The organism is Leptospira andrefontaineae (assembly GCF_004770105.1).
In the GTDB taxonomy this organism is placed as follows: domain Bacteria; phylum Spirochaetota; class Leptospiria; order Leptospirales; family Leptospiraceae; genus Leptospira_B; species Leptospira_B andrefontaineae.
Window position 1 is genome coordinate 434,660 of the sequence record NZ_RQEY01000019.1, and the last position, 24,322, is coordinate 458,981.

General features: G+C 38.6%; 22 protein-coding genes. 13 read left to right on the forward strand and 9 right to left on the reverse strand.

What is annotated here, in order from left to right; all coding sequences use genetic code 11:
* Positions 1-12: 12 nt before the first annotated feature.
* Positions 13-1,266 (reverse strand): serine--tRNA ligase, encoded by a 1,254-nt coding sequence (gene serS, locus EHO65_RS16050; protein ID WP_135775563.1) that lies wholly within the window; start codon positions 1,264-1,266, stop codon positions 13-15.
* On the reverse strand, positions 1,259-2,065 hold the full coding sequence (locus tag EHO65_RS16055) for a TatD family hydrolase (RefSeq protein ID WP_135775564.1): 807 nt from the start codon (positions 2,063-2,065) through the stop codon (positions 1,259-1,261). Before EHO65_RS16055 ends, serS begins: the two co-directional genes overlap by 8 nt.
* Positions 2,066-2,184: 119 nt before the next feature.
* Between EHO65_RS16055 and EHO65_RS16060 the strand changes: the two genes are divergently transcribed.
* The 3 genes from EHO65_RS16060 to EHO65_RS16070 are packed head-to-tail and all read left to right on the forward strand — an operon-like array spanning position 2,185 to position 4,018.
* The gene (locus EHO65_RS16060; RefSeq protein ID WP_135775565.1) at positions 2,185-3,168 is read left to right on the forward strand and encodes a M23 family metallopeptidase; all 984 of its coding nucleotides are present in this window, start codon (positions 2,185-2,187) and stop codon (positions 3,166-3,168) included.
* The gene (locus tag EHO65_RS16065; protein WP_008589609.1) at positions 3,168-3,515 is read left to right on the forward strand and encodes a bactofilin family protein; all 348 of its coding nucleotides are present in this window, start codon (positions 3,168-3,170) and stop codon (positions 3,513-3,515) included. The genes EHO65_RS16060 and EHO65_RS16065 overlap by 1 nt, the downstream gene beginning before the upstream one ends.
* On the forward strand, positions 3,512-4,018 hold the full coding sequence (locus tag EHO65_RS16070; RefSeq protein ID WP_135775566.1) for a YaaR family protein: 507 nt from the start codon (positions 3,512-3,514) through the stop codon (positions 4,016-4,018). Before EHO65_RS16065 ends, EHO65_RS16070 begins: the two co-directional genes overlap by 4 nt.
* 2 nt (positions 4,019-4,020) lie before the next feature.
* On the opposite strand, the gene EHO65_RS16075 is transcribed toward EHO65_RS16070, so the two are convergent.
* The 5 genes from EHO65_RS16075 to EHO65_RS16095 are packed head-to-tail and all read right to left on the reverse strand — an operon-like array spanning position 4,021 to position 8,346.
* A complete protein-coding gene (locus EHO65_RS16075; RefSeq protein ID WP_135775567.1) occupies positions 4,021-4,440 on the reverse strand; it encodes an acyl-CoA thioesterase in 420 nt (139 codons plus the stop codon).
* A 35-nt stretch (positions 4,441-4,475) separates the two neighbouring features.
* Positions 4,476-5,357 (reverse strand): ParB/RepB/Spo0J family partition protein, encoded by an 882-nt coding sequence (locus tag EHO65_RS16080; protein ID WP_008590338.1) that lies wholly within the window; start codon positions 5,355-5,357, stop codon positions 4,476-4,478.
* The gene (locus EHO65_RS16085) at positions 5,357-6,118 is read right to left on the reverse strand and encodes a ParA family protein (protein ID WP_086447618.1); all 762 of its coding nucleotides are present in this window, start codon (positions 6,116-6,118) and stop codon (positions 5,357-5,359) included. The genes EHO65_RS16080 and EHO65_RS16085 overlap by 1 nt, the downstream gene beginning before the upstream one ends.
* Positions 6,093-6,884, reverse strand: coding sequence for an RsmG family class I SAM-dependent methyltransferase (locus tag EHO65_RS16090; protein ID WP_135775568.1), 792 nt, complete (start codon positions 6,882-6,884; stop codon positions 6,093-6,095). The genes EHO65_RS16085 and EHO65_RS16090 overlap by 26 nt, the downstream gene beginning before the upstream one ends.
* Position 6,885: 1 nt before the next feature.
* Positions 6,886-8,346, reverse strand: a complete 1,461-nt coding sequence (locus EHO65_RS16095) for a M20/M25/M40 family metallo-hydrolase (protein ID WP_135775569.1) — start codon at positions 8,344-8,346, stop codon at positions 6,886-6,888.
* Positions 8,347-8,657: 311 nt separating this feature from the next.
* On the opposite strand from EHO65_RS16095, the gene EHO65_RS16100 reads away from it, so the two are divergent.
* On the forward strand, positions 8,658-9,401 hold the full coding sequence (locus EHO65_RS16100) for a hypothetical protein (protein WP_135775570.1): 744 nt from the start codon (positions 8,658-8,660) through the stop codon (positions 9,399-9,401).
* An 82-nt stretch (positions 9,402-9,483) separates the two neighbouring features.
* On the opposite strand, the gene EHO65_RS16105 is transcribed toward EHO65_RS16100, so the two are convergent.
* Entirely contained in the window at positions 9,484-10,098 is a 615-nt protein-coding gene (locus tag EHO65_RS16105; protein WP_135775571.1) for a class I SAM-dependent methyltransferase, read from the reverse strand.
* Between the two features lie 193 nt (positions 10,099-10,291).
* Entirely contained in the window at positions 10,292-12,178 is a 1,887-nt protein-coding gene (gene mnmG, locus EHO65_RS16110) for a tRNA uridine-5-carboxymethylaminomethyl(34) synthesis enzyme MnmG (protein ID WP_135775572.1), read from the reverse strand.
* Positions 12,179-12,288: 110 nt separating this feature from the next.
* Between mnmG and EHO65_RS16115 the strand changes: the two genes are divergently transcribed.
* The 9 genes from EHO65_RS16115 to dusB all read left to right on the forward strand — a co-directional run bounded on the left by EHO65_RS16115 (position 12,289) and on the right by dusB (position 24,308).
* Positions 12,289-13,212 carry a branched-chain amino acid transaminase gene (locus tag EHO65_RS16115; RefSeq protein ID WP_135775573.1) on the forward strand — a complete coding sequence of 308 codons (924 nt, stop codon included), beginning with the start codon at positions 12,289-12,291 and terminating at the stop codon, positions 13,210-13,212.
* A gap of 16 nt (positions 13,213-13,228) precedes the next feature.
* Positions 13,229-14,176, forward strand: a complete 948-nt coding sequence (locus tag EHO65_RS16120) for a hypothetical protein (protein ID WP_135775574.1) — start codon at positions 13,229-13,231, stop codon at positions 14,174-14,176.
* A gap of 315 nt (positions 14,177-14,491) precedes the next feature.
* Positions 14,492-15,799, forward strand: a complete 1,308-nt coding sequence (gene dnaA, locus EHO65_RS16125; protein WP_135775575.1) for a chromosomal replication initiator protein DnaA — start codon at positions 14,492-14,494, stop codon at positions 15,797-15,799.
* A 325-nt stretch (positions 15,800-16,124) separates the two neighbouring features.
* On the forward strand, positions 16,125-17,246 hold the full coding sequence (gene dnaN / locus EHO65_RS16130; RefSeq protein WP_135775576.1) for a DNA polymerase III subunit beta: 1,122 nt from the start codon (positions 16,125-16,127) through the stop codon (positions 17,244-17,246).
* Between the two features lie 12 nt (positions 17,247-17,258).
* The gene (recF, locus tag EHO65_RS16135) at positions 17,259-18,356 is read left to right on the forward strand and encodes a DNA replication/repair protein RecF (protein WP_135678340.1); all 1,098 of its coding nucleotides are present in this window, start codon (positions 17,259-17,261) and stop codon (positions 18,354-18,356) included.
* On the forward strand, positions 18,353-18,814 hold the full coding sequence (locus EHO65_RS16140; RefSeq protein ID WP_135775577.1) for a DciA family protein: 462 nt from the start codon (positions 18,353-18,355) through the stop codon (positions 18,812-18,814). Before recF ends, EHO65_RS16140 begins: the two co-directional genes overlap by 4 nt.
* A gap of 86 nt (positions 18,815-18,900) precedes the next feature.
* Entirely contained in the window at positions 18,901-20,814 is a 1,914-nt protein-coding gene (gene gyrB / locus EHO65_RS16145; RefSeq protein WP_135775578.1) for a DNA topoisomerase (ATP-hydrolyzing) subunit B, read from the forward strand.
* 30 nt (positions 20,815-20,844) lie between these two features.
* The gene (gene gyrA / locus EHO65_RS16150) at positions 20,845-23,358 is read left to right on the forward strand and encodes a DNA gyrase subunit A (RefSeq protein WP_135775579.1); all 2,514 of its coding nucleotides are present in this window, start codon (positions 20,845-20,847) and stop codon (positions 23,356-23,358) included.
* Positions 23,355-24,308, forward strand: coding sequence for a tRNA dihydrouridine synthase DusB (gene dusB / locus EHO65_RS16155; protein ID WP_135775580.1), 954 nt, complete (start codon positions 23,355-23,357; stop codon positions 24,306-24,308). Before gyrA ends, dusB begins: the two co-directional genes overlap by 4 nt.
* Positions 24,309-24,322: the final 14 nt, after the last annotated feature.

Here is a 24,322-nt window from a genome sequence, read left to right on the forward strand (position 1 = left end):
TCGAGGAAAAAATCAGAGATATTTTTTTAAAGCTTCCGGGAACTCGATAGTTCCATCTTCCTTTTGGTAAGTTTCTATGACGGCAGCCAAAGTCCTTCCGATCGCTAAACCAGAGCCGTTCAGCGTATGAACCAATTGATTTTTACCTTCTTTCGATTTGTAACGTATCTTACCACGTCTTGCTTGAAAATCTTTGAAGTTGGAAACGGAAGAAATTTCCATCCAACGATTTAAACCAGGCATCCAAACTTCTATATCATACGTTTTGGAAGAAGCAGCCGAAATATCCCCGCTACATAATAACATCACTCTGTATCGGATCCCTAATTTTTTCAGGATATTCTCAGCATGAGAGAGCATTTTTTTATGCTCTTCTTCGGAGTCTTCCGGGCGAGCAAACTTCACAAGTTCCACTTTTTGGAATTGATGAACCCGAACCAAACCCCTAGTATCCTTTCCATAGGAACCAGCTTCTCTTCTGAAACAAGAAGTATGAGCAGTGATAGATATAGGTAGAGAACCTTCTGGAATGATTTCGTCTCTATATAAATTCGTTAAAGGAACCTCTGCGGTTGGGATTAGATTGAGTTCATCTCTTTCTAATCTATAGTATTCATCCTTAAATTTAGGATACTGTCCTGTAGTAGTCATACATTCGTCGTTTACCATAACTGGTACCCAAACTTCAGTATAACCGTGCTCACTAGTGTGAGTCTCGAGCATGAGATTTGCAAGTGCTCTTTCTAATTTAGCACCTAGGCCAAAATAAGTGTAAGCTCTAGCTCCAGCGAGTTTCGTTCCCTTCTCGAAATTGAACCAACCTAATGCCTCTCCTAATTCGAAGTGAGGTTTTGGAGTAAACTTGTAATCCCGGACTTCTCCAACTTCATACAAAACTTTATTGTCGTGCTCGTTCTTGCCTACCGGAACATCTTTGTCTAGAATATTAGGAAGACCTAAATTGATTTCCATCAGCTTGGATTCCAGAGATTCCAGATCGTCTTCTATCTTTTTTATCTTATCTCCGATCTCTTTTACTGCAGCAGAAGCAGCGGCGATATCTCCGCCCGCCTGTTTAACTTTTCCTATCTCCTTACTCGCCTTATTCCTCTCTTCACGGAATACATCTGCTTCCTTTTGGAGAACTTTTCTCTTTTGGATGATGTCGGCAAGCTGATCCAAGACAGCGAGGTCTTTAAAACCTCTTAGCTCTAGATTAGATTTTAATTCTTCAGTGTTATCGGTAATATATTTAAGATCAATCATGATGATACGCCTTCCTTTGCGTGAATTTTAAGGAATTATTATACAAAGTTTTTTCTACCTGGGCATTGGATTCTTTTCTAAGTGAGAACATCTTCTCTAAAACGAATTTAGTATAAGAAGGTTCGTTCCTTTTTCCTCTAAATGGAGGTGGAGCAAGGAACGGTGCATCCGTTTCGATCAACATACTTTCTAAGGGAAGTTTTTCGGCTGCTTCTTGGATATCTCTTGCATTCTTAAAAGCAACAATTCCCGAAAAAGAAATATAATATCCTAGATCCACTAACTTCTTCGCCGTTGGATAATCATAAGTAAAACAATGGATAACTCCAAATGCTTTGTCCCTATGGTCTTTTAAAATAGAAACTGTATCTTCTGCCGCATCTCTTGAATGGATCACTACAGGAAGAGAATACTGAGAAGAAGCTTCTAGGAAAGCATGTAACACGTCCGCCTGATACGCCTTAGTTGAAGCATCGTGATAATAATCTAATCCGATCTCTCCAATTGCGGATAACTTTTTATCCGTCACGTTTTCTTTGACTAGTGTCAAAATTTCTTCTTTTTTTGGAAATTCGTGAGTCTCAGTTGGATGGCATCCGATCGAATAAAATATTTCTATCTCTTCATCTGAAAATTTTTCAGATAAACCTTTCGCTCTAATTGAACTCTCAAGGTCGATACCGATCTGGACGATCTTTTTTATACCTGATTCTTTTGCTTTTTTTAGAGATTCTGCAATATCCTGCCCTTGCTCTTGTATTATATCTAAGTGGCAGTGAGTGTCGATGATGGAGTACATATGAAAACGGCTTTTAAAAGGCAGTTTTCGTGATTTGTATTGACTGAAAAGAGAATTTTTTAGAATCCTTACAGCATAACAACGGAACGGGAAAACTCGTTGGTTTGGGACATAATAGCTTGAATCTTAAATCCTATCTTGCACTACTTTATTATAGGCTCAGATATAAATACCAAGATCTGAAGCTTAAGCTAGATATCAAAATAGCAAATTGGAACAAGAAGGGTAAAGAACGTCTCACCGTTATGGTGATCCCACACTCCGAACAAAAAACGATCAACTTTCATATCTCTTACAGAGCGATCACTATCTTCATCGGGACAATTCTGGTCCTTCTTCTTATCAGCTCTATTAACGTGCTCAGTCACTCAGGATCTATTCACCAACTTACTGAGTTGAACTTATCCAACCAAGACTTCATTCGTCAGTCCGCAAAAATGAAAGAGGAGATCAACGGTCTTCATGAACACGTTGAGTATTATCACAATCATGTGGGGGCTCTTTACGGAAGACTGACCGGTGATAATTCCAAAGTTGCAAAAGGGATTGGGGGAGCGGAAAAACTTTCTTTCGGTTCCGACAAAAACTTAGCACCCGGTGCAGAAGTTTTCCGACTGAAAGAAGATGTTCATAATCTTAAAGTAGCGAACGAACTTACTCAAGAAATCATTAGTATATTAAAAAAACGTAAAAATCTAATCCGCCAAACTCCATCCATTTGGCCGGTAAAAGGATATGTTCTTTATCCTTATGGAGAATATCTGAATCCAGTTACCGCTCGTAGAGACTTTAACAATGGATTGGATATCGGCGCTTTCCCTGGATCCGAAGTAGTTGCTACCGCTCCCGGTACTGTTTATGAGATTGGATACACACGCAACACTGGATACTTTGTGAAAGTAGCTCACAAGTTCGGTTGGAAAACGATTTACTCTAATCTGGATCGTGTAAAAGTGAAAGCGAACCAGCAAATTTCCAAAAGCGAAGTATTAGGTTTCGTTGGAAAATCGGAAAACAGTCCTCAGTACAGTCTTCATTATGAAATTCATGTGGGTACCAGAGCGATCGATCCTTTTGCATTCTTGAACCAGATCCAAGACTGATGGCCCATACAGAAGAGCAATTAGCAGTAAATAGCATCATCGGCGAAGGCGCCGAATTCAGCGGAGACTTCAAACTTTCCGGACTTCTACGTATTGACGGTATTTTTAGGGGAACTATAAAAACCGACGGAAAAGTCCTAATCGGAAAGACCGGAATCGTCGATACGGATATTAAAGCTCGTATTGTCGTTGCCGGCGGTGAAATTAATGGGAATATATTCGCGTCGGAACGAGTGACTCTACTTGCAAGCTGCCGTATGAAAGGTGATATCATCACTCCGAAGGTAGTTATGGAAGAGGGAGTACAATTCGAGGGAAATTGTAAGATTAACCCGACCACTCATTGAAGATCCAATCTCAACAAAAAGACCCTCGCACAGAATCACGTAAAAAAAGAGACTTCGGACTTTCTCTAAGTTCTTCTATATACCAACCTGTTCCCAGCTCAGTATCCGATTCCCAGATCCCAGATTCTAAAAGTGAATTTTTCGATTTAGTAGAACATCTACTTCCATATAATCAGGAAAGAACAAGAGATCTAAATTCTTTATTGAGAGATCTTCCTGATGCAGAGAGAAACTTTCTAAAATCTCCCACATATGCAAATTTAGAAGTTTATAAAAGGATCGTTCAAGGAATCTTAAAAGAAGTCCTCGATAGAAATACAAGTTTAGAAACCTTGCGTACTAGAGCTAGAGGTGGATCCGAGAAAGTTTACCAAGTAGTTCAGATAGTAGATGATAAGATCCAAACTTTAGCGGACTTTATCATTCATCCCGAAAACTCTACTTTTGATCTAATGAAAAGAATGGAAGATATACGCGGTCTATTAGTGGATCTGATGAATTAAGATCAGACCTTTGATCCTAGGTTCTTAAACACTTCTGGAAGTTTTGCAGGCTTTCTAGATTCTAATAATAAAAACGCCCAAGTCAATTCCCCATTACAAATTAAAGTATCGTCTGATACTTTTCTAACCTGAATATTCCAAAGAATGCTAGCCGGTTTGATCTCCCCTGCTTTCACATAAATTTTCAGTTCTTCATCAAACCTTGCGGGTGATTTGTATTCGATCAGAGAACGAGTGACTACAAAGTCCAAACCATTCTTCTCTAATTCACCTTTGTAATCGTACTTTAGAAACCTCATGTACTCATTTAGAGCAGTGTCGAAGTACGTAAGATAATGTGCGTTGAATACTACTGCTTGTGCATCAATCTCGGAATAACGAACTCTTAAAGTATGATAGAATTCCGAATCGTTTGAGCTCATGGACTATTTCTGATAACCAATATTCTTCAATGGCCTTATAAGCCTAAAGCATCTAAAACTTTTTGCAAAGCATCCAAGCTTGGATAAGCAATGCTGAGTTTTCCTTTTCCAGAAGAAGAATTATGAGTGATATCTACTTTCATAGAATACTTTTTACGGAACTTGTTTTCAAGTTCTACAATATCCACTTCTTTACGTTTGGACTTTTTCTTCTCTCTGACTGGAGCTTCTTCGGTCAGATTCGCAACTATATCTTCGACCTGACGAACAGTTAAACCTTTCTCCGCAATTTGATAAGCAAGTTGTTCCGATTTTTTACGATCCGCGATAGACAAGAGCGGTCTTGCATGACCTTCAGATATTCTGCCATTTTTAACCAAATCCATAACTGAATCCGGTAATTGTAAAAGACGGATCAAGTTGGAAACAGTTGCTCTATTCTTACCTACACGAGAAGCAATATCAGTAATCTTTAATCCGGATTTTTCAGAAAGAGTTTTATAAGCTAAGGCCTCTTCTATCGGATTTAGATTTTCTCTTTGGATATTTTCGATAAGAGCCATTTCCAAAGTTTGTTGTACATTTGCTTTTTTAACTACGACTGGGATTTTGATGAAGCCAGCAATTTTACATGCGCGGTATCTTCTTTCACCGGAAATGATCTCATATCCGGAACCAGTGTCCTTGACTACGATCGGTTGGATGACTCCATGAGCCTTAATAGTCTCGGCAAGTTCACGCAAAGATTCTTCATTAAAGGTTCTTCTTGGTTGGTCAGGATTCGGACGGATCTCAGAAAGTTTTACCTCTTTGAGTGAACCTTCTCCACCTGCTTCCTTGAAAGATTTTTCCTCCGAAACGGGAATTAAATTCCCGAGTCCCCTACCTAATGCTTTCGGTTTTGCGCTAGCACTCATTAATTTTTACCGGCTACTTCTAATGCTAGACTTCTATAACTTTGAGCACCGATCCCATCCGGATCATACGAAAGAATAGACTTACCGAAAGACGGAGCTTCCGAAAGTTTGATGTTTCTAGGAATAACAGTAGTATATACTTTTTCTTTAAAATAAGACTTAACATCCTCTGCCACTTGTTGTGCAAGATTGGTTCTCTTATCGAACATTGTCAGAAGTACACCTTCAAGCTCTAGAGAAGGATTTAATTTTTCCTGAACCAGAGAAATGATCTTCATAAGCTGAGTCAGCCCTTCCAAAGCGAAGTATTCAGTTTGAAGAGTGATCATCACACTGTCGGCCGCAGACAATGCATTGATAGTAAGAACACCAAGAGAAGGAGGACAATCGATCAGTATATAATCATACTCGGTTCTCAAATGACCGATCGCATCTTTTAAACGATACTCACGATTTTCCTCGCCCAATAAGTCAGCTTCTGCTCCGGACAAATTGATATTAGAAGGAATGATATGAAGATTTTCGATATCAGTTCTTTTGATACATTCTGCAGCGGAAGATTCTCCGATCAAAAGTTCATAAGAAGTATTTTGGAGAGTGTTTATCTCGAATCCTAAACCGGATCCCGAGTTACCTTGTGGATCAAAATCTACGATCAGAACTTTTTTACCGATCGCAGCTAGATTTGCCGCAAGATTGATGGAGGTAGTAGTCTTTCCTACGCCGCCTTTTTGATTACTTATGGATACGATCTTTCCCATAGAATTCTTTGCTCTCCTTTTCGAGAAGCTTCCAAGCCCTAGGGATACCTTGCCTTGTCGATCCGACCTTTTTCAAGAATTTAATATGTCGCATGCCTAAAAATTCAAGTTCAGGCAAAAATACAGTCTTAGTAACTTCAAAGCCACTATCAGTTAAGATCTTCTTTTCGATCTCTGCATCAAACTCGTCTTTCCCAATGAATGGGACATAATATCCTTCTTTTATAATGCACCTACTTAAGACTTCTGCACTCCAAGGATAGGGCACAAATCCCCTAGAAACACCTAAATTCCAGTCAGTTTTCCAGTCCTCCGCCCTTGCAAAAAGGAAATCCACACCTGAGATCTTGTTTTCTTTTACGAATGTTTCCGTGTGAGAAAGTTTTCTTCTTTGTGAATCTAATAGAACTAGCTTAGGTCTTTCCTTCTCGATTAAACAACGAAAGAAGAAGCCTGGTATGCCGGGCCCTGTGCCTGCGTCTCCCACCTTCATCTTGTTAAACGATCCAAGTATACTTTGGATCTTATAAATATGAAAGATTGATTCGAGGACGTGGCGATCTAAGATCTCGTTCGTATCTCTTTTGGAGAAAAATCCGCCTGCTTGGTTCTTTTCTTTTAGGAAGGATAAAAATAAAGAGACAAGTTCCCAATCAAATAAGGGAAGAATCTGCTCTGCGTCTTTTGGGAATCTATATTTTACCGCGGCTTGGATCCCATCCGGATCGTGACTAAAGTCCGGATGGATTGTCTCTGTTTCTGTCATTCTACTTTGCGACTTGGTGATTGTATTCTATGATGGACTTGAATAAAATTTCAATTCCCATCTTAAGCTGAGGAACACTCATGCTCTCATTCTTACCATGAATACCGTCTATCTCTTCTGAGGAAAGTAATGCTGGAATTAGTCCGTAACATTTTAATCCGATCTGTCTGAGATAAGAACTATCAGTGGTTCCAGGTGATAAGAATGGAGTGGCAATCGATCCAGGCTCAACTGCAGTTACAGTTCCAGCAAGAACTCTAAATAATAATCCATCCATCGGAGAAATACTTCCGGACTCCAAGTGGCGAGCACTAACTTCTACTCCGTATTTTTCTCCGAGTGCTTTTACTTCTTCGAACATCTTTTTCTCATCTTGTCCTGGAAGAATACGAATGTCTAAAGATCCTGTTGTCTCAGAAGTGATCACATTCATTCCAATCGGATGACTATCTATACCAGTTAAACTCACAGTGTTTCTAGTCATTGCTCTAAGATGTCTATTAGAGTTGATCACACCTTTTAAGATTATGAAGAGCAAAGGGTTTCTAGATCTTTTTAATACAAACGAGTCTGGAAAATTACTGATAGCTCCTAGCGAGTAAAAGAACGCAGCAGTTTCATCCTTGATCACAGTTTTGTTTCCGATGTTCTGCACTTCTTGCAAAAAATCTACCATTGACTTTGCAGCATAACTAACTGGCGGAGTACTTCCATGTCCTGGAATAGATTTTGCTTTTAAATCTAACCACACTGCACCTTTTTCTGCGAGTTGAATATTGAATACTTTAGATCCTTTGATAGCGATGTCTTTAGATCCGGTTCCACCTTCATTCCAAACATATTCATATCCGTTGAATATTTCTTTATGTTTATCTACTAAGAATCTAGCTCCATGTTCTGAGCGGCTTTCTTCATCTGCGATAGCAAGGAACATTAAGTTTCTTTCTAGCGGGATCTTCTTTTCATGAATAAGTAAGAATGCATGTAGTTGCATGATGCCAAGACCCTTAACATCGACTGCACCCCTTCCATGAATTCTATCTCCTTTTCTTACTCCGGAGAACGGAGGAACATCCCAATCTTTCGCATCTGCTTCTACAACATCGATATGACTTGTAAGTATTAAACCTTCTTTAGTTGTATCTTTACCTTTTAACTCTGCAAGGAGAGATGCTCTGTCCGGCTTGCCAGGATATTCAATGATGCGAGAAGGAATTCCTCTCTTGTCTAAGATAGATTTTAAAAAGAGTGCACCTTCTTTTTCTCTGCCTCGAATAGTTGCGATCCTAATATAAGCTTGGAGATCTTTTGCGGCCTCTTCACTTAGTGCAGAATAATCTAAGTTCGGAACAATTGCTTCCGGTTGGATTGGTTTTATACCTTTTTCAGTGAATGCGATCGTATAAATTATGAAAATCGCGATAAGAGCAAGGATCGTGATTCCGATTTTTTTGAGGGACATATTTCCTCTCCACTAATCTTTCTTTATTGGCTTCTAATGTTTTCGGTGTAGAAGCCCGTAAAAAATTATTCCGTCATGGCACCTCTGCAAGGAGTTTTCCTTTGATTCCGAGAATGGAATGTTATAATTTTATGTAGGACCTCCTACTGAAATATAATGAGATTCCAAGAGTCTTACAGATACTATAAAAAGAAAAGACCCCAATATCTAATCTTAATCCGGTATCATTACGGTAGAAACCCATTCAAATTTCCTAAAAAGACTCTTAACATTTTACGCAAATAGTCGATGTCTAGAGGGAGGTAATCTCCATGTTAAAAAGAGTATTCTTCTTCTTTGTTTTCATCTCCTGCATCAGCCCGATCTATTCTTTCACTCCTGGAAAATGGTCTCATACAGATAGGATCGTTTTAGGTTTCGAAAAGGGTGGACCTAGCCAAGAACTAGTAAAAGATTCAAAAGGTAATTTGATCTATACTGCTAAGTATGAGTATGATCCTTCCGGAAAATTAATTAAAGAAAACTATATCGGACAAGATGGAAAGCCCGATGGTTTTACCAAGTTCATATACAAAGACGGAAAAATTCTAAAAGAAGAACTCTATAATAAAGACGGAGTGAATCTTGAATCCAAAAACTTCGGATACAATAAATCCGGTGTCCTTTCTTCTATCGAATTAATAGATAAAGATGGAAAGAATATACTTACCTGCACGATCATCTCTTGGGGTGAGAACGGCTTAGTAAAAGAAGCTCAGACTCAATGGACTGATGCAAAACTTACTGAAAGATTTTCTATCGTTAAGGACCCGAACAAACCGGGCTTATTTCAGCAGAACATTTACAATGAAGATAAACAACAAGCTGCATCTACTGTTCTGACTTTTGATTCAAATGGAAAACTTTTAAGTCGTATGAATGTTCAAGGAACGATTGAAAGAATGAACAGATTGATCTGGGACAAAGAGAATCGTTTACAACAGTTCACTTACTTAATCAAACAAGGAGATAAATGGGCCGTTGAGAAAACTCACGAACTCGTTTACGGAAAATAATCACCCGCGTTTCACGTGAAACGGAGAGAAGGGAGGGCAATCTGCTCTCCCTTTTTTATTGCCCGCTCAAATAGACAGATTCTTAAATCTTCTGAAAAACTAACCTTGTCCATGTAACATCTTCTTTGTTCTTCATTAGACTAGGTCGGTTTTCTATAATTAGTAAATTCATAAGACCAAACTTTGAAGCCTGATCAATATTCATCCTTGCATTCGTTGAAAACACATGAGTCCCGACACCGGGCGGTCCATTACGAAGTGAAAGAGCAAAGATACCGTTCGACTTCAGAAGTTCAGATACTCTCTTGATAGAATATAACTGCTCTTCTTCATTCAAATGATGCCAGACTCCAGATGCGAGAATGAAATCAAATTGGTTATGATAATCTGAAAGTTTTGTAAGGCTCGGTAATGAATCATCTATCCATATGATCTGATCAGAAAAATATCGACGAACTCCTGCTTGCCTGAACTCTTGAAGTGGTTCCACTGCGATGACTGAGTGTCCCATTTTAGAAAAGGTAAAAGCATCCCTTCCAATGCCGGCACCGAGATCTAAAACGTTGCTTTTTTCTTTCGGAATATAAGAAAGGAAGTCTTTATGAAGATCGGAAAAATCGATCTCACATGTAGCTTTAATGAACTCTTCTAGATAGTTCGAATATCCTTCAGTACCTTTTACTCGATCCGGATTCATAGGACTATATAAGAAGTTAGAAGGGAACATATAGAACGACAGTGTTTTTTAAGAAAAACGTTTCATGTGAAACGTTGGAATTCCAACACGCGGTTTCAGATCAACATGCCGAATATATTAATCTGCAAAAGAGAATAAAAAAAACCCCAGATTACTCCGGGGTTTTCTTTCAGAAAGTTATCTAAAAAGATATTCAAACTGGGCTAGGCTTTCTCCCCTTAATATAAAAAAGAAGCATATCGATATCGCTTGGATCCACACCTGATATCTGAGCTGCCTTTTCTAAATTTAAAGGACGATGTTTTGTAAGTTTTTGTATGGCTTCCTTCTTAATACCGGGAACCAAAGAATAATCAATTGTCTCAGGTATAGGAACAGTTAAATATCTATTCTTCCAATCGATAGTATCTTGTTCTCTTTTGATATAACCTTCGTACTTGATCTCCATCTCGATTACCTTTCTGTCTTGAACACTTAGCTCTTCAGACTCAGGCACTAGGAACTTAACATCTTCGAAAGCAATCTCAGGTCTTTTCAAGAATGAATCCAGCTTCGCACCGTACTTCAGACTTTGGATTCCTTTTCTTTCTAATAAAGCTTCGAACTCGGGTAAAGGTTTGAGTGGAGTAGATTGTATCCTCTCTTTAACTTCTGAGATCTTTTTGTATCTACCGGTCATCTCGTTAAAAGTTTCTTCGGATACAAGACCCATCTTGTATCCATATTTCATAAGTCTTTGATCGGCATTATCTTGTCTCAAAAGAAGTCTATGTTCCGCACGGGATGTGAACATTCTATATGGATCTTCTACACCTTTATGAACTAGATCATCCACAAGAACTCCGATATAAGATTCTCCTCTAGAGAACAACATCGGCTCCTCCCCTCTTAAGGAAGAAAGTACACTATAAGCAGCCACCAAACCTTGGGCGGCAGCTTCTTCATAACCAGTAGTGCCATTGATCTGTCCCGCATGATAAAGACCTTTGATCTTTTTAGTTTCTAATGTTGGTTTTAATTCAGTAGGATCAACATAGTCGTACTCGATTGCATATCCTGGTCTTAAGATCTCTGCTTCTTCTAAACCTGCAATTGATCGCACTAATTTCCATTGTACTTCTTCCGGAAGACTGGTGGAGACCCCATTCAGATAGATCTCTTGTGTATCATAACCTTCGGGTTCCAAAAAGATCTGATGTCTTTCTCTATCTGCAAAACGAACAATCTTATCTTCTATGGAAGGACAATATCTTGGCCCGGTCGATTTGATCTGACCTGAATACATAGGAGAAAGATGAATGTTCTCATTGATCAGCGCATGAGTTTTTTCATTCGTGTAAGTGATATAACAAGGTATCTGTCTACGAGTGATCTTAGTTGTAGAAAAAGAAAAAGGAGAAGGATCCGGATCACCTTCTTGCACACTCATCACGGAAAGATCTACGGAATTTTTATGAATTCGAGGTGGAGTTCCCGTCTTCAATCTTCCTAATTTCAAATTATACTTAGCAAGTGAATGAGAAAGACCTTTAACTGTAGGTTCTCCGAATCTTCCGTTCTCTTTTTGATAAGTTCCTATATGGACAATGGAAGATAAAAATGTTCCGGTAGTTAAGATCACATGATTGGTGAAAATTTCAAAACCTCTTCCTGTCCGAACTCCAATAATACGATCTTCTTCTATCAGAAGATCTTCCACTGTATCTTGTCTGATGGATAAGTTTTGTATAGATTCAAGCGTATGTTTTACCTTGAGTTGGTACTCTTTCTTCTCTGCTTGAGCACGCGGTGCCCATACACTAGGACCTTTTGATGTATTCAACATTTTGAATTGAATACCAGTAGCATCGATGACCTTTCCCATTAAGCCACCAAGTGCATCTACTTCTCGAACCATATGCCCTTTTGCAATCCCACCGATAGCAGGGTTGCAAGACATTTGTCCGATCGTATCCAAGTTCATAGTGATGAGTAAAGTTCTAGCACCACCGATAGATGAGACATAGGCAGCCTCGGAGCCCGCGTGACCTGCACCGACCACAACACAATCAAATCGATTGGGAAAAAAAGAAGAATTCATTCAGACCTTGCACTCCTGCATAAGCTCATCGCAAGATCGATCATTAGTCGACAGTAGAGCCTATGCTTAGAATCATGTAATCAATAGTATCACTTTCAGGTTCCCTGTACATGCCCGAATCCATCAAGAAACTCTCTTACTTCGAAGGAAAAATAGTCCCGGAGTCAGAAGCAAATATAAACATCAAAACTCACGCCTTACAATATGGAACCACTGTCTTCGGAGGTATTCGAGGATATTATGATTCTAGTTCTGATAACTTATATGTTTTCAGGATCTTAGATCATTATAAACGTCTTGTGAATTCAACTAAGATCATGCAGTTACAATTCACAAAAACTCCTGAAGAACTCCGTGACATAACCTTAGATCTACTTAAACAATCAGGATACAGAAGGAACGTATATCTTAGACCTTTCATCTACACTTCTGCTCTTCAACTTTCTCCTAGGTTCCATGATGTTCCGACTGAACTTGCAATTTATGTTTTAGAGTTGGACGATTACTTAGATACCAAGCGTGGACTCACTACTATGGTATCAAGTTGGAGAAGGTTCGATGACACAGTCATCCCTACTCTCTCCAAAGTCTCGGGTGGATATGTAAACTCTGCTCTTGCAAAATCAGAAGCAGTTCAGAACGGATACGACGAAGCTATTTTCTTAGATGGAAGAGGTTTCGTAAGTGAAGGTTCTGCAGAGAATATATTCTTAGTTAGAGATGGAAAGATCATCACTCCTTCTATCTCTTCTTCTTTGTTAGAAGGAATCACAAGACGTTCTGTTCTACAACTTGCAAAAGACTCAGGTTACGATATTATCGAAAGAGACATCACAAGAAGTGAACTCTATATCGCTGATGAGATCTTCTTCTCCGGAACCGGAGTGCAGATCGCTTGGGTCAGCGAAGTCGATAAAAGAAAAATCGGTAACGGGGAAATGGGACCGATCACTAAAAAACTACAGTCCACATTCTTTGATCTAGTAGTTGGAAAAAACCAAAACTACAAACACTGGTTGACTCCTGTTTATTAATCTTTAATAAAAAGTTATGTCTTCCGCATTCGGTATCGAGGAAATCCAAGGTCAGGAAAGAGCTCTAGTATTCTTAAAAAAATACTCATCTCAACCTGACCTTCTTCCTCCCTTATTGATCTTTCACGGACCGGAAGGAACAGGAAAAGAATCCGCAGTCGAAAGATTTATCAGACATGTTCTTTGTTTGGAAGGAATCTCTTGCGGACACTGCGTCTCATGCAGAGCATTCATGCACCATTCTCATCCGGATATTGTTTGGTTTCCATTAGAGAAAAATAAACAGATCGCTATCGGTAAAGAAGAGAACCCGGAAGAGTTCACTATCCGATGGTTGATCCGCACAAGACTTTATTATAGACCACATCTTTCTAAGACTAGATTTATAATCATTCCTGATGCATCTTTGATAGGTAATGAAGCTGAGACTGCCCTTTTAAAATCCTTGGAAGAGGCTCCATTCTTCACTCGTTTTATATTTATAGTGAACGACTTGGAACAATTGAAAGAGACGATTGTGAGTAGAGCGGTCTGTATTCCGTTCAGTTATCTTCCGCAACAAGTGATCAAGGAATTGCACACTAAAAATTCAATACCTTACTTTCCTGCAAAAGGAGGAAGTATGGTTTCCTTTGATTGTCCGCCAGTTGTACTCGAACAAATTTCTCAAAGGATCAATGGAAACTTAAGACAACCATTAGATTATCTTAGATTAGAAGAATGGATACTCGAATACAAAGAAGAACATCCCGATTGGAAAGAAGATTTTTCCTATAAGGACTTCTTAGATTTGATAGGGCTATTATTATTACAGGAATTTTCCAAATCCGATTTTGACTCCAATCTACCAAAGATGGAAGCAATCTTTCGTTTTAAGGAAAAATTACACGAAAGAGTACACGGACAAGAGAATATCGCGTTATCCTTACTTATACACGAACTCTCACTACTAGAGCAAAAATAAAAATTCCTTTATATTTTCTTTAAATTCTTCACCATCCACTTCGCATAACAACGATTAAATGTAATAAAATACTAGTAATTGCACTAAGTGACATAATGATTTATCTATCACTAATCCACTGTGTTTTTCCTAAGGTTTCCTTTTCGATTTCCGAATTTTCATTTGTATGCGACTGACAGAAGAAAAATAGTGTAATCTCGTCGGATGGTCCTTCGGACCGTTTCCTAATTCAGTTTTTTCTTTTCCGAGACAAATACGAGTTTCGTATTCATTAAGTTGTCGGTGTGTTCTTGATTTTTTTCTTTGGAGTATTCTTTGGATCCTAGTTGGAAGCGTGTATTAGAGGAAGTTTCCAAGGAAATTCCTCCTACGTACTTTGATAAGTTCATATATACCTTACAATTAGAGAGTTTAACAGACGATCGTTGCATCCTTATAGCTCCATCCTCTAATATTAAGACACATGTAGAGAAAAAATACCAAAACCATATCGAAGAAGCGATCTTCAGAGCTAGCGGAAACAGAGTCCCTGTCGAGATCATTCTGGAAAGTGCTTCCAATCTAAACGAAGTTCTTCAGGAAAAATTCAAAGATAAGTCTTATTCTTTTAATCCCGATTATTCTTTTGATAATTTTATCGTAGGTAATACAAACCGCCTCGCATTCAGCGCGGCAATGGAATGTGTAAAAAATCCTGCGGAGATCAATCCATTATACTTATTCGGGAAAGTTGGTGTAGGTAAAACGCATCTTCTTCATTCTATAGGTTCCGAAATTCTCAAAAAAGAGCCCTGGAAAACAGTACATTACGTAGATATAAAGTCATTTATGAGCGAGTTTTTATTCGCTCTTCAGTCTAGAGATTCTATCGAATCTTTCAAAATTAAGTACCAGTCTTATAATTGCCTATTGATCGATGATATTCAGCTTTTGAATACGGGAGCAGAGAAGACACAAGAAGAGTTCTTCTCTATCTTTAACTTTCTATTCGAAAGAAAAAGACAGATTGTGATCGCATCTGATCGTCCTAGTTCTGAACTTCCTCTTCATGAAAGATTAAAATCCAGATTTGTTACCGGCGTTCAGGCAGATATCCAGCCTCCTGATAGAGATATTCGTGTAGGAATTCTAGAAAAGAACTGCCAAATTTTAAATTTAGGCCTTTCTTCCGAACATATCCAATTCATTGCTGATCTGATCGAAGACGACACTCGTGCACTTCTAGGCGCTTTAAATGATTTAGCTCTTCATAAAAGGGCATTCTCTCATCTATTCTTCACCACAACGATGATAGAAGAAATACTGAAGAATCGTATCTTCCGTAAAAAGAATTTCCAACTTAGCCAAGACAAGGTCATAGAACATATTTCTTCTCTTTATAACTTGGATCCGAATGAGGTTATGGGGAAGAGTAGAAAGCCTGAGTATGTGATACCTCGACACCTCTGTATGTATGTTTTACATAAAGGTTTCCGACTGAATAAAAGTCAGGTTGGAAGAATGTTTTCTGCAGAACATACAACTGTGATCCACGCGGTTCGTAACATCGAAAATAAGATAAAAGATGATAAAGAATTTTCCATTAAAGTGGAAGAAGTTCTGAATCGATTCCGTTTCCAATAAAAAACTTAGTTTCAATTCTCAACTGAAAGCGACATAGACCTATAGATAACTTGTAAATAACTAGTTAATAGTTTATCTATAACAAGTAAATAAGACATAACACAAAATTATTGTCCCTTATAGACTTTGGTTTTGAAGGTTATTATAGCAGATACACAGGAGTTTTTTTCGGGTCCTGGAAATTGTACTTTTCAATATATATGCGACATATTTCCCTTATCTAAAGAGTTATGACTCTTATCTACATATGCACAGGTACAAGTACTACAACAGTACATATATAAGAATCTATATATAGATCACCTATATAAATGGAGAATGCAAATTGAAGATCAAAGTGAACACATCCGAGTTCCTAAAAGCGATTCACGCTGTAGAGGGAGTGATCTCTGCTAGAGAGATACGTTCTGTTCTCTCCAACTTAAAGTTAGAAGCTGAAACTTCTTCCGTATCTATTTCTGCGACTGACTTAGAGATATCTATTAAAACATCATTAAATGCTCAAGTAGATAAGTCGGGAGATATTTCCTTACCAGCAAAACAATTATCTAGTATTTTTAAAACCATTCACTTCGAAGAGGCTTTGCTTTCAACTGAAGATAACGATGCAGATTCTAGTATCACTTATATCACTGACGCTACTAAGAAGAATGATTATAAAAACAAACTAAATGGAATGGATGCAGAAGAGATTAAGACAATCCCTAAGGTGGATGCATCTAACATCTCTGATTTCCCAACTGCTATGTTTGCAGAGATGATCCGTAAAACTTCTTACGCGATCGCTCATGAAGATCAAAGATATATCTTCAATGGACTATTCATGGTTCCTAAAGGAGATAAGCTTGTATTTGCAGTTACTGATGGCAGAAGGTTATGCAAGATCGAAAGACCTCTTTCTACAACATTGAAATTCAAAGATTCAGTGATCATTCCTTCTAAAGCAATTAGAGAGATTTCTAAAATGATCGCTACTGCAGAAACGGGAAAGATCGGTATCATAGATAATCAAATCTATGTAAATGCGAATCAGATTGAACTTCTTTGTAAACTGATCGAAGGTAACTTCCCTAATTATGAGCAAGTAATTCCTAAGTCTTCTAAATTCAGTGCTGTAATTCCTAAAGAAGGATTCCAGATCTATCTTAGACAAGCATTGATCGCTGCGGAAGAACCTACACGTCAGATTCGATTAACATTCACAAAAAATAATATTAACTTCTACGCTCAAACACAAGGAGTGAATGAGGTTAGTATCAATATGCCGATCGAGTATTCCGGAGATGAGGTTACTGTAGCATTTAAAGGTGAATATCTATCTGATGTATTCAAGTCTATTGATGATAATGAGTTCAGAATAGAATTCAGTGATTCAAGTTCACCTGTTGTGTTCAAGGATCCTTCTGATCCAGACTTTATATCGGTAATCATGCCGATGAAAATTTAAAAGAGAAGATCCGTGTTTTTACGAAGCCTAAGGCTTCTCAATTTCAGAAATCACGAACAGATAAGCCTGGAGTTCCATTCCAGGCTTATTTTCTTTGTGGGAGAAAACGGAGAAGGAAAAACAAACTTACTCGAAGCAATCTCTATGATCTCTTGGCTAAAAAGTTTTAGAGAATCAGAAGAAGGAAATTTAATCCGTTGGAACTCAGACGGATATTATATCAAAGGCGAAGTTGATAGAGATCATAAAAGAGAAATTTATGAATTAGGTTTTTCTAAAAAACCGGTTAGTCGCCGCAAACTTAAATTCAATCAAGAAGAAGTTAAAAAAAGATCCGACTTAGTTGGAAAGTTCCTAAGTGTTTTAATGACTCCTTTGGATCTAGTGATAGTCGAAGGTGGGCCTTCTGAAAGAAGAAGGTTTTTGGACAGTCTACTTTCTTCTTTAGATCCTTCTTACTTAAATGATCTAATAGAATATAATCGTATCTTAAAGCAGAGAAATGCGCTTTTAAAAAGTGGATCTTCTGATCCTGGTCTTTACGAAATTTGGAATCAAAGACTGATAGAAAAAGGGATCAGCATTTTTAATAAAAGAAAAGAATTCATTTTAGAATTCGATCCTATTTATAGAGAAAATCTAAAAAAACTCAGTGGTGGAAGGGATAATCTAACTCTTGAATACAAGCCCAGCTTTTTCGATCTGGAAAATTTTAAAGAAACCTTACAAAGAAATATTAATAGAGATCGAAAACTAGGTTATACTTCTGTAGGAATTCACAGGGACGATTTGTATATCGGGGAAGATAATCGAGATATTATGGATTTCGCTTCTCAGGGTCAAAAAAGAAGTACTGTAATTTCTCTTAAAGCAGCCGCTTTCGAGTATTATCGCAGGAAATTAGGGAGAACACCTATCCTTCTAATCGATGACGTAATTCGAGAATTGGATGTGAAAAGAAGAGAATATTTTGTGGATCTTGTTTTGAATTCAGGACAGGCTTTTTTTACTACGACTGACCTGGAAGGTATCTCCGATTATGTGGGAAGATTGGAAGATGAAAAACAGATCTTTGTAGTCAAAAACGGACTAGTTACTCCTTATCAATGAAAGAAGAATCTAAGATACAAAAAATAGCTCCTCAGGAGTTCAAAAACATTCTTCAAAACTTGGGGCTAACAGAAGAAAGTTTAGCGGAAAAGATCGCAGTCCAAACTTTAGCTAAACGTTGGGTCGACATAATAGGTCCGGTATATGCAAATCATTCAGAACCATTTGCGTTAAACGGAGATGTGTTGGTTATAATAACAGTTCACTCTGCATACAAACAAGAGATCCTTTTTATGAGAAAGAGGATCCTAAGTTATTCTGCTCGTTACTTAGGAAGAGATGTAGTAAAAAAAATTGAAATTAGGATCGGCAATCTCACTCCTAAAAGACAAAAATCACCCTCATATACTGCAGATAAAACCGGATTGGAGGGCAAACAAAACCTAGTTTCTCTAGCTGAAAAAGAAACAGATCCTATCGCAAAAAAAAGACTTTTAGAGCTGATTGAATTCCTCTGAGAAGGACATTCTTTCTGAATAATAAGCCGAATTTCCTTGCCTCCTTAGCGAATTCAGGAAAACTATTCCTAGATTCCGGAGGACCAATGAGCCAAACAGAAAGCAGTTATAGCGCAGGTCAGATCAAAATCCTAGAAGGATTAGAGGCTGTACGTAAGCGCCCCGGAATGTATATCGGGACCCAAGATGAGACCGGTCTTCATAAAATGGTCTATGAGGTAGTTGATAACTCTGTGGACGAAGCAATGGCTGGTCATTGTACAGAGATCACTATCTCCATTCTTCCTGATAATATAATCGAAGTAAAAGACAATGGGCGAGGAATTCCGGTAGCCATCCACCCTGAAAAAAATATCTCCACTATCGAAGTCGTTATGACCATTCTACATGCCGGTGGTAAGTTCGAGAATGACGCCTATAAGGTTTCCGGCGGACTCCATGGAGTTGGGGTATCTGTAGTTAACGCACTTTCCGAATCATTGGAAGTGGAAGTTTACCAAAATGGAAAGATCCATCAGCAAAAGTATTCCAGAGGCGTGCCTCAAGGCCCTGTAAATGTAATTGGAGACACTACCGAAAGAGGTACGGTTGTTCGATTCAAGCCGGATGCAAGCATCTTCACTACAACTGAATTTCATTTTGATGTGCTAACTTCTCGTTTTAGAGAATTGGCATTTTTGAATAAGGGTCTAAAACTAATTGTTCAGGACAAAAGAAAGTCAGATTCCGAAAAACACGAGTTCATATTCGATGGTGGTATCGTTTCTTTCGTAGAATATCTGAACGAGAACAAACATCCACTTCACAAGACTATTCACTTCGAAAGAAATAAAGATGATGTCGTCGCGGAAATCGCAATCCAATACTCAGATACATATTCTGAAAATATTTTTTGTTTCACCAATAATATAAACAATAACTTGGGTGGAACTCACTTAGAAGGTTTTCGCGCTGCTTTAACTAGAACTCTTAATGATTTCTTAAAGAAAGATCAGCAACTTGTAAAAAAACAGCCTACTGCATTATCAGGAGAGGATTTAAAAGAAGGGATCACCGCGGTAATCTCAGTAAAAATTCCTCAACCTCAGTTTAACTCTCAGACAAAAGAAAAATTAGTAAACGCAGAGATCAAAGGGATCATGCAAACTCTAACTGGAGAAGGTCTTTCTCTTTTCTTCGAAGAGAATCCAGCGATCACTAAAAAGATATTAGAAAAATGTATATTATCAGCTAAGGCGCGTGAGGCCGCTCGTAAGGCCCGCGATCTAACTCGTCGTAAGTCAGTATTAGAAGGTGGAGGTCTTCCTGGAAAATTGGCTGACTGTTCCGAAAAAGATCCAGCTGCTTCTGAACTATATATTGTAGAGGGCGACTCTGCGGGTGGTTCAGCGAAACAAGGACGAGATAGACATTACCAGGCAATTCTTCCTCTAAAAGGAAAAATTCTGAACGTGGAAAAAGCTCGTTTAGATAAAATTCTTGGTAATGAAGAGATTCGTACATTAGTTTCCGCATTAGGAACCGGAATCGGAGAAGATGAATTTAATGTAGATAAAGCTCGTTATCATAAGATTTTTATTATGACGGATGCGGATATAGATGGTTCTCATATTCGTACATTGCTTCTTACATTCTTCTTTCGTTATATGAAGCCGATCATAGAAAAAGGTTTTCTATACGTTGCTCAGCCTCCTCTCTATTTGATCAAACACGGTAAGACATCCACTTATCTATTTTCTGACAAAGAGAAGGATGAATATTTAAAATCTCTGGGAACAGAAAAGGCAGTCATCCAACGATATAAAGGTTTGGGTGAGATGAATCCAGAACAACTTTGGGAAACAACTATGGATCCTGAAAAACGAGTCGTTCTAAAAGTAAAACTCGATGATTATGTGGAAGCAGAAGATACATTTAATATACTTATGGGCGACGAGGTAAATCCAAGACGTCGCTTTATCGAGGTTAACGCTGCAAAAGTTGCGAACCTTGATCTTTAATATATTGGTAATAGGAAATTCTAAATACAAATGAGCGAAGAGCTAGAGAACGAAACAAAAACTTTAGGATTCAGTCTTTCTTCTCGTCCTGATATTGGTGATGCATTGAAGAATGGCGTCAGGGTAATTCCTGTCGAAATTGAAGACCAAATGAAAGAAGCCTACCTTGGTTATGCGATGAGCGTAATTGTAGGAAGAGCTTTGCCTGACGTCAGAGACGGTTTAAAGCCGGTCCACAGACGTATTTTGCATGCAATGAATGAAAGGGCCTGGAGAAGTGACCGCCCTTACGTTAAATGTGCAAAAATCGTCGGAGAAGTATTAGGTAATTATCACCCACATGGAGATAGCTCCGTATACGATGCATTAGTTCGTATGGTCCAAGAATTTTCTCTTCGAGTTCCTCTCATTGATGGGCAAGGAAACTACGGATCAATTGACGGAGATAACCCTGCAGCATATCGATATACCGAAGCAAGACTTGCAAAAGTTGCGGAAGAACTTTTAAGAGATATTGAAAAGGAAACTGTAAACTTTTCCCCTAACTTCGATGATACAAAACAGCAGCCGGATGTACTTCCTGCAAACTTTCCTAACTTATTAGTAAACGGTTCTTCCGGAATTGCAGTGGGAATGGCTACAAACATTCCTCCTCATAACTTAAAAGAAACGATCGAAGCTGTTATCACGGTAATTAAAAATCCTGACGTAAGTATATCAGAACTTCTTAAAATAATGCCGGGTCCGGACTTTCCAACGGGCGGAACGATTATAGGCGGAGAAGGTTTATTATCGGCATATCACTCCGGTAAAGGTTCCATTCGGATCCGTTCAAAAGTAGAAATAGAAGAGAATAAAAAAGGCAGAGAAGTAATCGTAGTTACCGAAATTCCTTACCAAGTAAATAAAAAAACTCTTCTCGAAAGAATCGGCGAGCTTGTTAACGAAAAACAAGTCGAAGGAATTTCTGAAATTTTAGATCTATCCGATAGAAAAGGGATCAGGGTAGAGATCCATATTAAAAAAGATGCAAATGCTCAAGTGATCTTGAATCAACTTCTAAAACTTACTCAACTGCAAGTAAGTTACGGGATCACAATGCTTGCGATCTTGGATAATAAACCTAAGATCTTTAATATTAAAGAGATCCTGGTTGCTTATTCGATTCACAGAAAAGAAGTAATTGTTCGCAGAACCCAATTTGATCTAGATAAGGCCGAAAAACGTGCTCATATCTTAGAAGGATTGAAGATTGCTCTCGAGAATATCGAAGAAGTGATTAAAGTAATCCGCGCATCTAAAAATGCTGCGGAAGCAAAAGAACAATTGATGGCTCGATTCGTTCTTTCAGATGTCCAAGCTGATGCGATCCTGGAGATGAGACTGCAAAGATTAACTTCTTTGGAAGTCCAAAAAGTAATCGATGAGTTGGAAGAAGTTCGAGCTCTAATTATGGATCTGAAAGATATTCTCGCAAAACCTGAAAGAGTGTCTGACATAGTTTGCACCGAATTGGCCGAAGTTTCTGAAAAATTCGGAAACAAAAGAAAGACGGATATTAGTTTAGAAAGTGTAGAATCTTCTACTTTCAACGCGGAAGATCTGATCGCCGACGAAGAAGTTGTATTACAAATTACTTATGACCAATTCATAAAAAGACTTCCTCTCGATACTTTCAAAAGACAGAGACGTGGCGGAAAAGGGATCCAAGGACTTTCTCAGAAAAGAGAAGACGTGGTCAAGATCATGAAAACCGCTATGACCCACGATAATGTGATGTTCTTCTCCAATATCGGAAAAGTCTATATGATGAAGGCTTACGAACTTCCTCAAGCTTCGAAAGAAGCCAGAGGAAAATCCTTAAAGGCAATCATCGGTCTTGGAGAGAACGAGACTGTTTCTGCGATCTTCACATTCAAAGAAGAAGACAAAGGAAAAGATCTGCTTCTTGTTACCAAGAACGGATTTATCAAAAGAGTAGAATTATCCGAATTCGGTAATGTTAAGAAATCAGGTATCATTGCGATCGGTCTTAGAGATGGAGATCAACTTATTGAAGTAATCTCTGTCATAAAAGGAGATAATGTTATGATCTTCTCCGCTAACGGACTTGCACTTAGAATTGAAATGGATACAATCCGTGCTCAAGGAAGAACCGCCCAAGGTGTAACGGGGATGAGACTTTCCAAAGAAGATGCAATAGTGGGGCTTTCTAAAGTTGTAGAAGGTGACGATCTATTCGTGATCTCTGAAAATGGTTACGGAAAACGCCTAGGCTTTGAAGAGTTTGGGACCAAAGGAAGAGGAGGCAAAGGAATGGCCTTCTTGAAAGTGGGAGAGAAAAACGGTGCAGCTGTAGCGGTAAGTTCCGTGGGAGAAGAAGATGAGATTATCTTAGTCACCCAGCAAGGAATGGTCATCAGAACAGAAGCAAACCAAATCTCCAAAATGGGAAGAACTGCGGTAGGAGTCAGAGTCGTAGACATCAAGGACAATGATAGGGTCCAAGATTGTACCGTGATTCGTGAAAGCAAAGAAAAATGATCCGCATCGGTTCTGTCGAAATTCCCGGTTGGTTGGCCATGTCGCCGATGGCCGGGATCAGTGATAGCCCGACAAGAACCATGGCGCGCAGATATGGATCTGCATTTTCCTACACTGAATTTGTCTCCACCGATAGTTTAGCAGTCGGATCTAAAAAAGCATTATCTCTATTACGTTTTCGTGAAGAAGAAAGACCGATAACTTTCCAGATCTTCGGCAACAAACTTGAAATCATCGTAGATGCTGCCAAAAGGATCCGCGAATTAAATCCAGACATTATAGACTTAAATATGGGCTGCCCTGCTCGAAATGTTTCCATGCGTGGCTCCGGTGTGGGACTTCTCCGCAAACCTGTATATGCGGGAAAGATAATAGAAGAAATGAGAAAGGCACTGGATATACCGGTGACCGCAAAGATCCGCTTAGGCTGGGATGATTCTTCCCGAAATTATATGGAAGTCTCCCGGATTTTAGAAGAATCCGGGGTAATGGCAATCTCAGTTCACGGAAGAACCCGTGAAATGGGATATTCTGGAAAAGCAGATTGGGATGCGATCGCAGATATCAAGTCGGAAAGAAAAGTCCCTATCTTTGGAAACGGAGACGTAAGCAGTTACGAAGAAGCAGTTCGCAGAAAAGAGGAATCTAAAGTAGACGGGGTTTTGGTAGGTAGGAATTCGATCGGTAACCCTTGGATATTCTCTAATATCAAAAAAGAAAATTTAAGTTTCGAGGAAATCGTATCTACGACCTTAAATCATTTGCAGTTGATGCGAGAAACCTTCGGGGATAAGTACGGTTTAATCCTTCTTAGAAAACATTTGGTGCGTTATATACAATCTCGAAAAGAAGTGGAATCTAAACGTCTGGAACTTCTCAAAATGGAAGATCCAGAAAAGTTGATTCAAATACTGCACGAGGCCCAAAACAGTTTGAGTCTTGTTTCTTAATCCATTAGGATTCA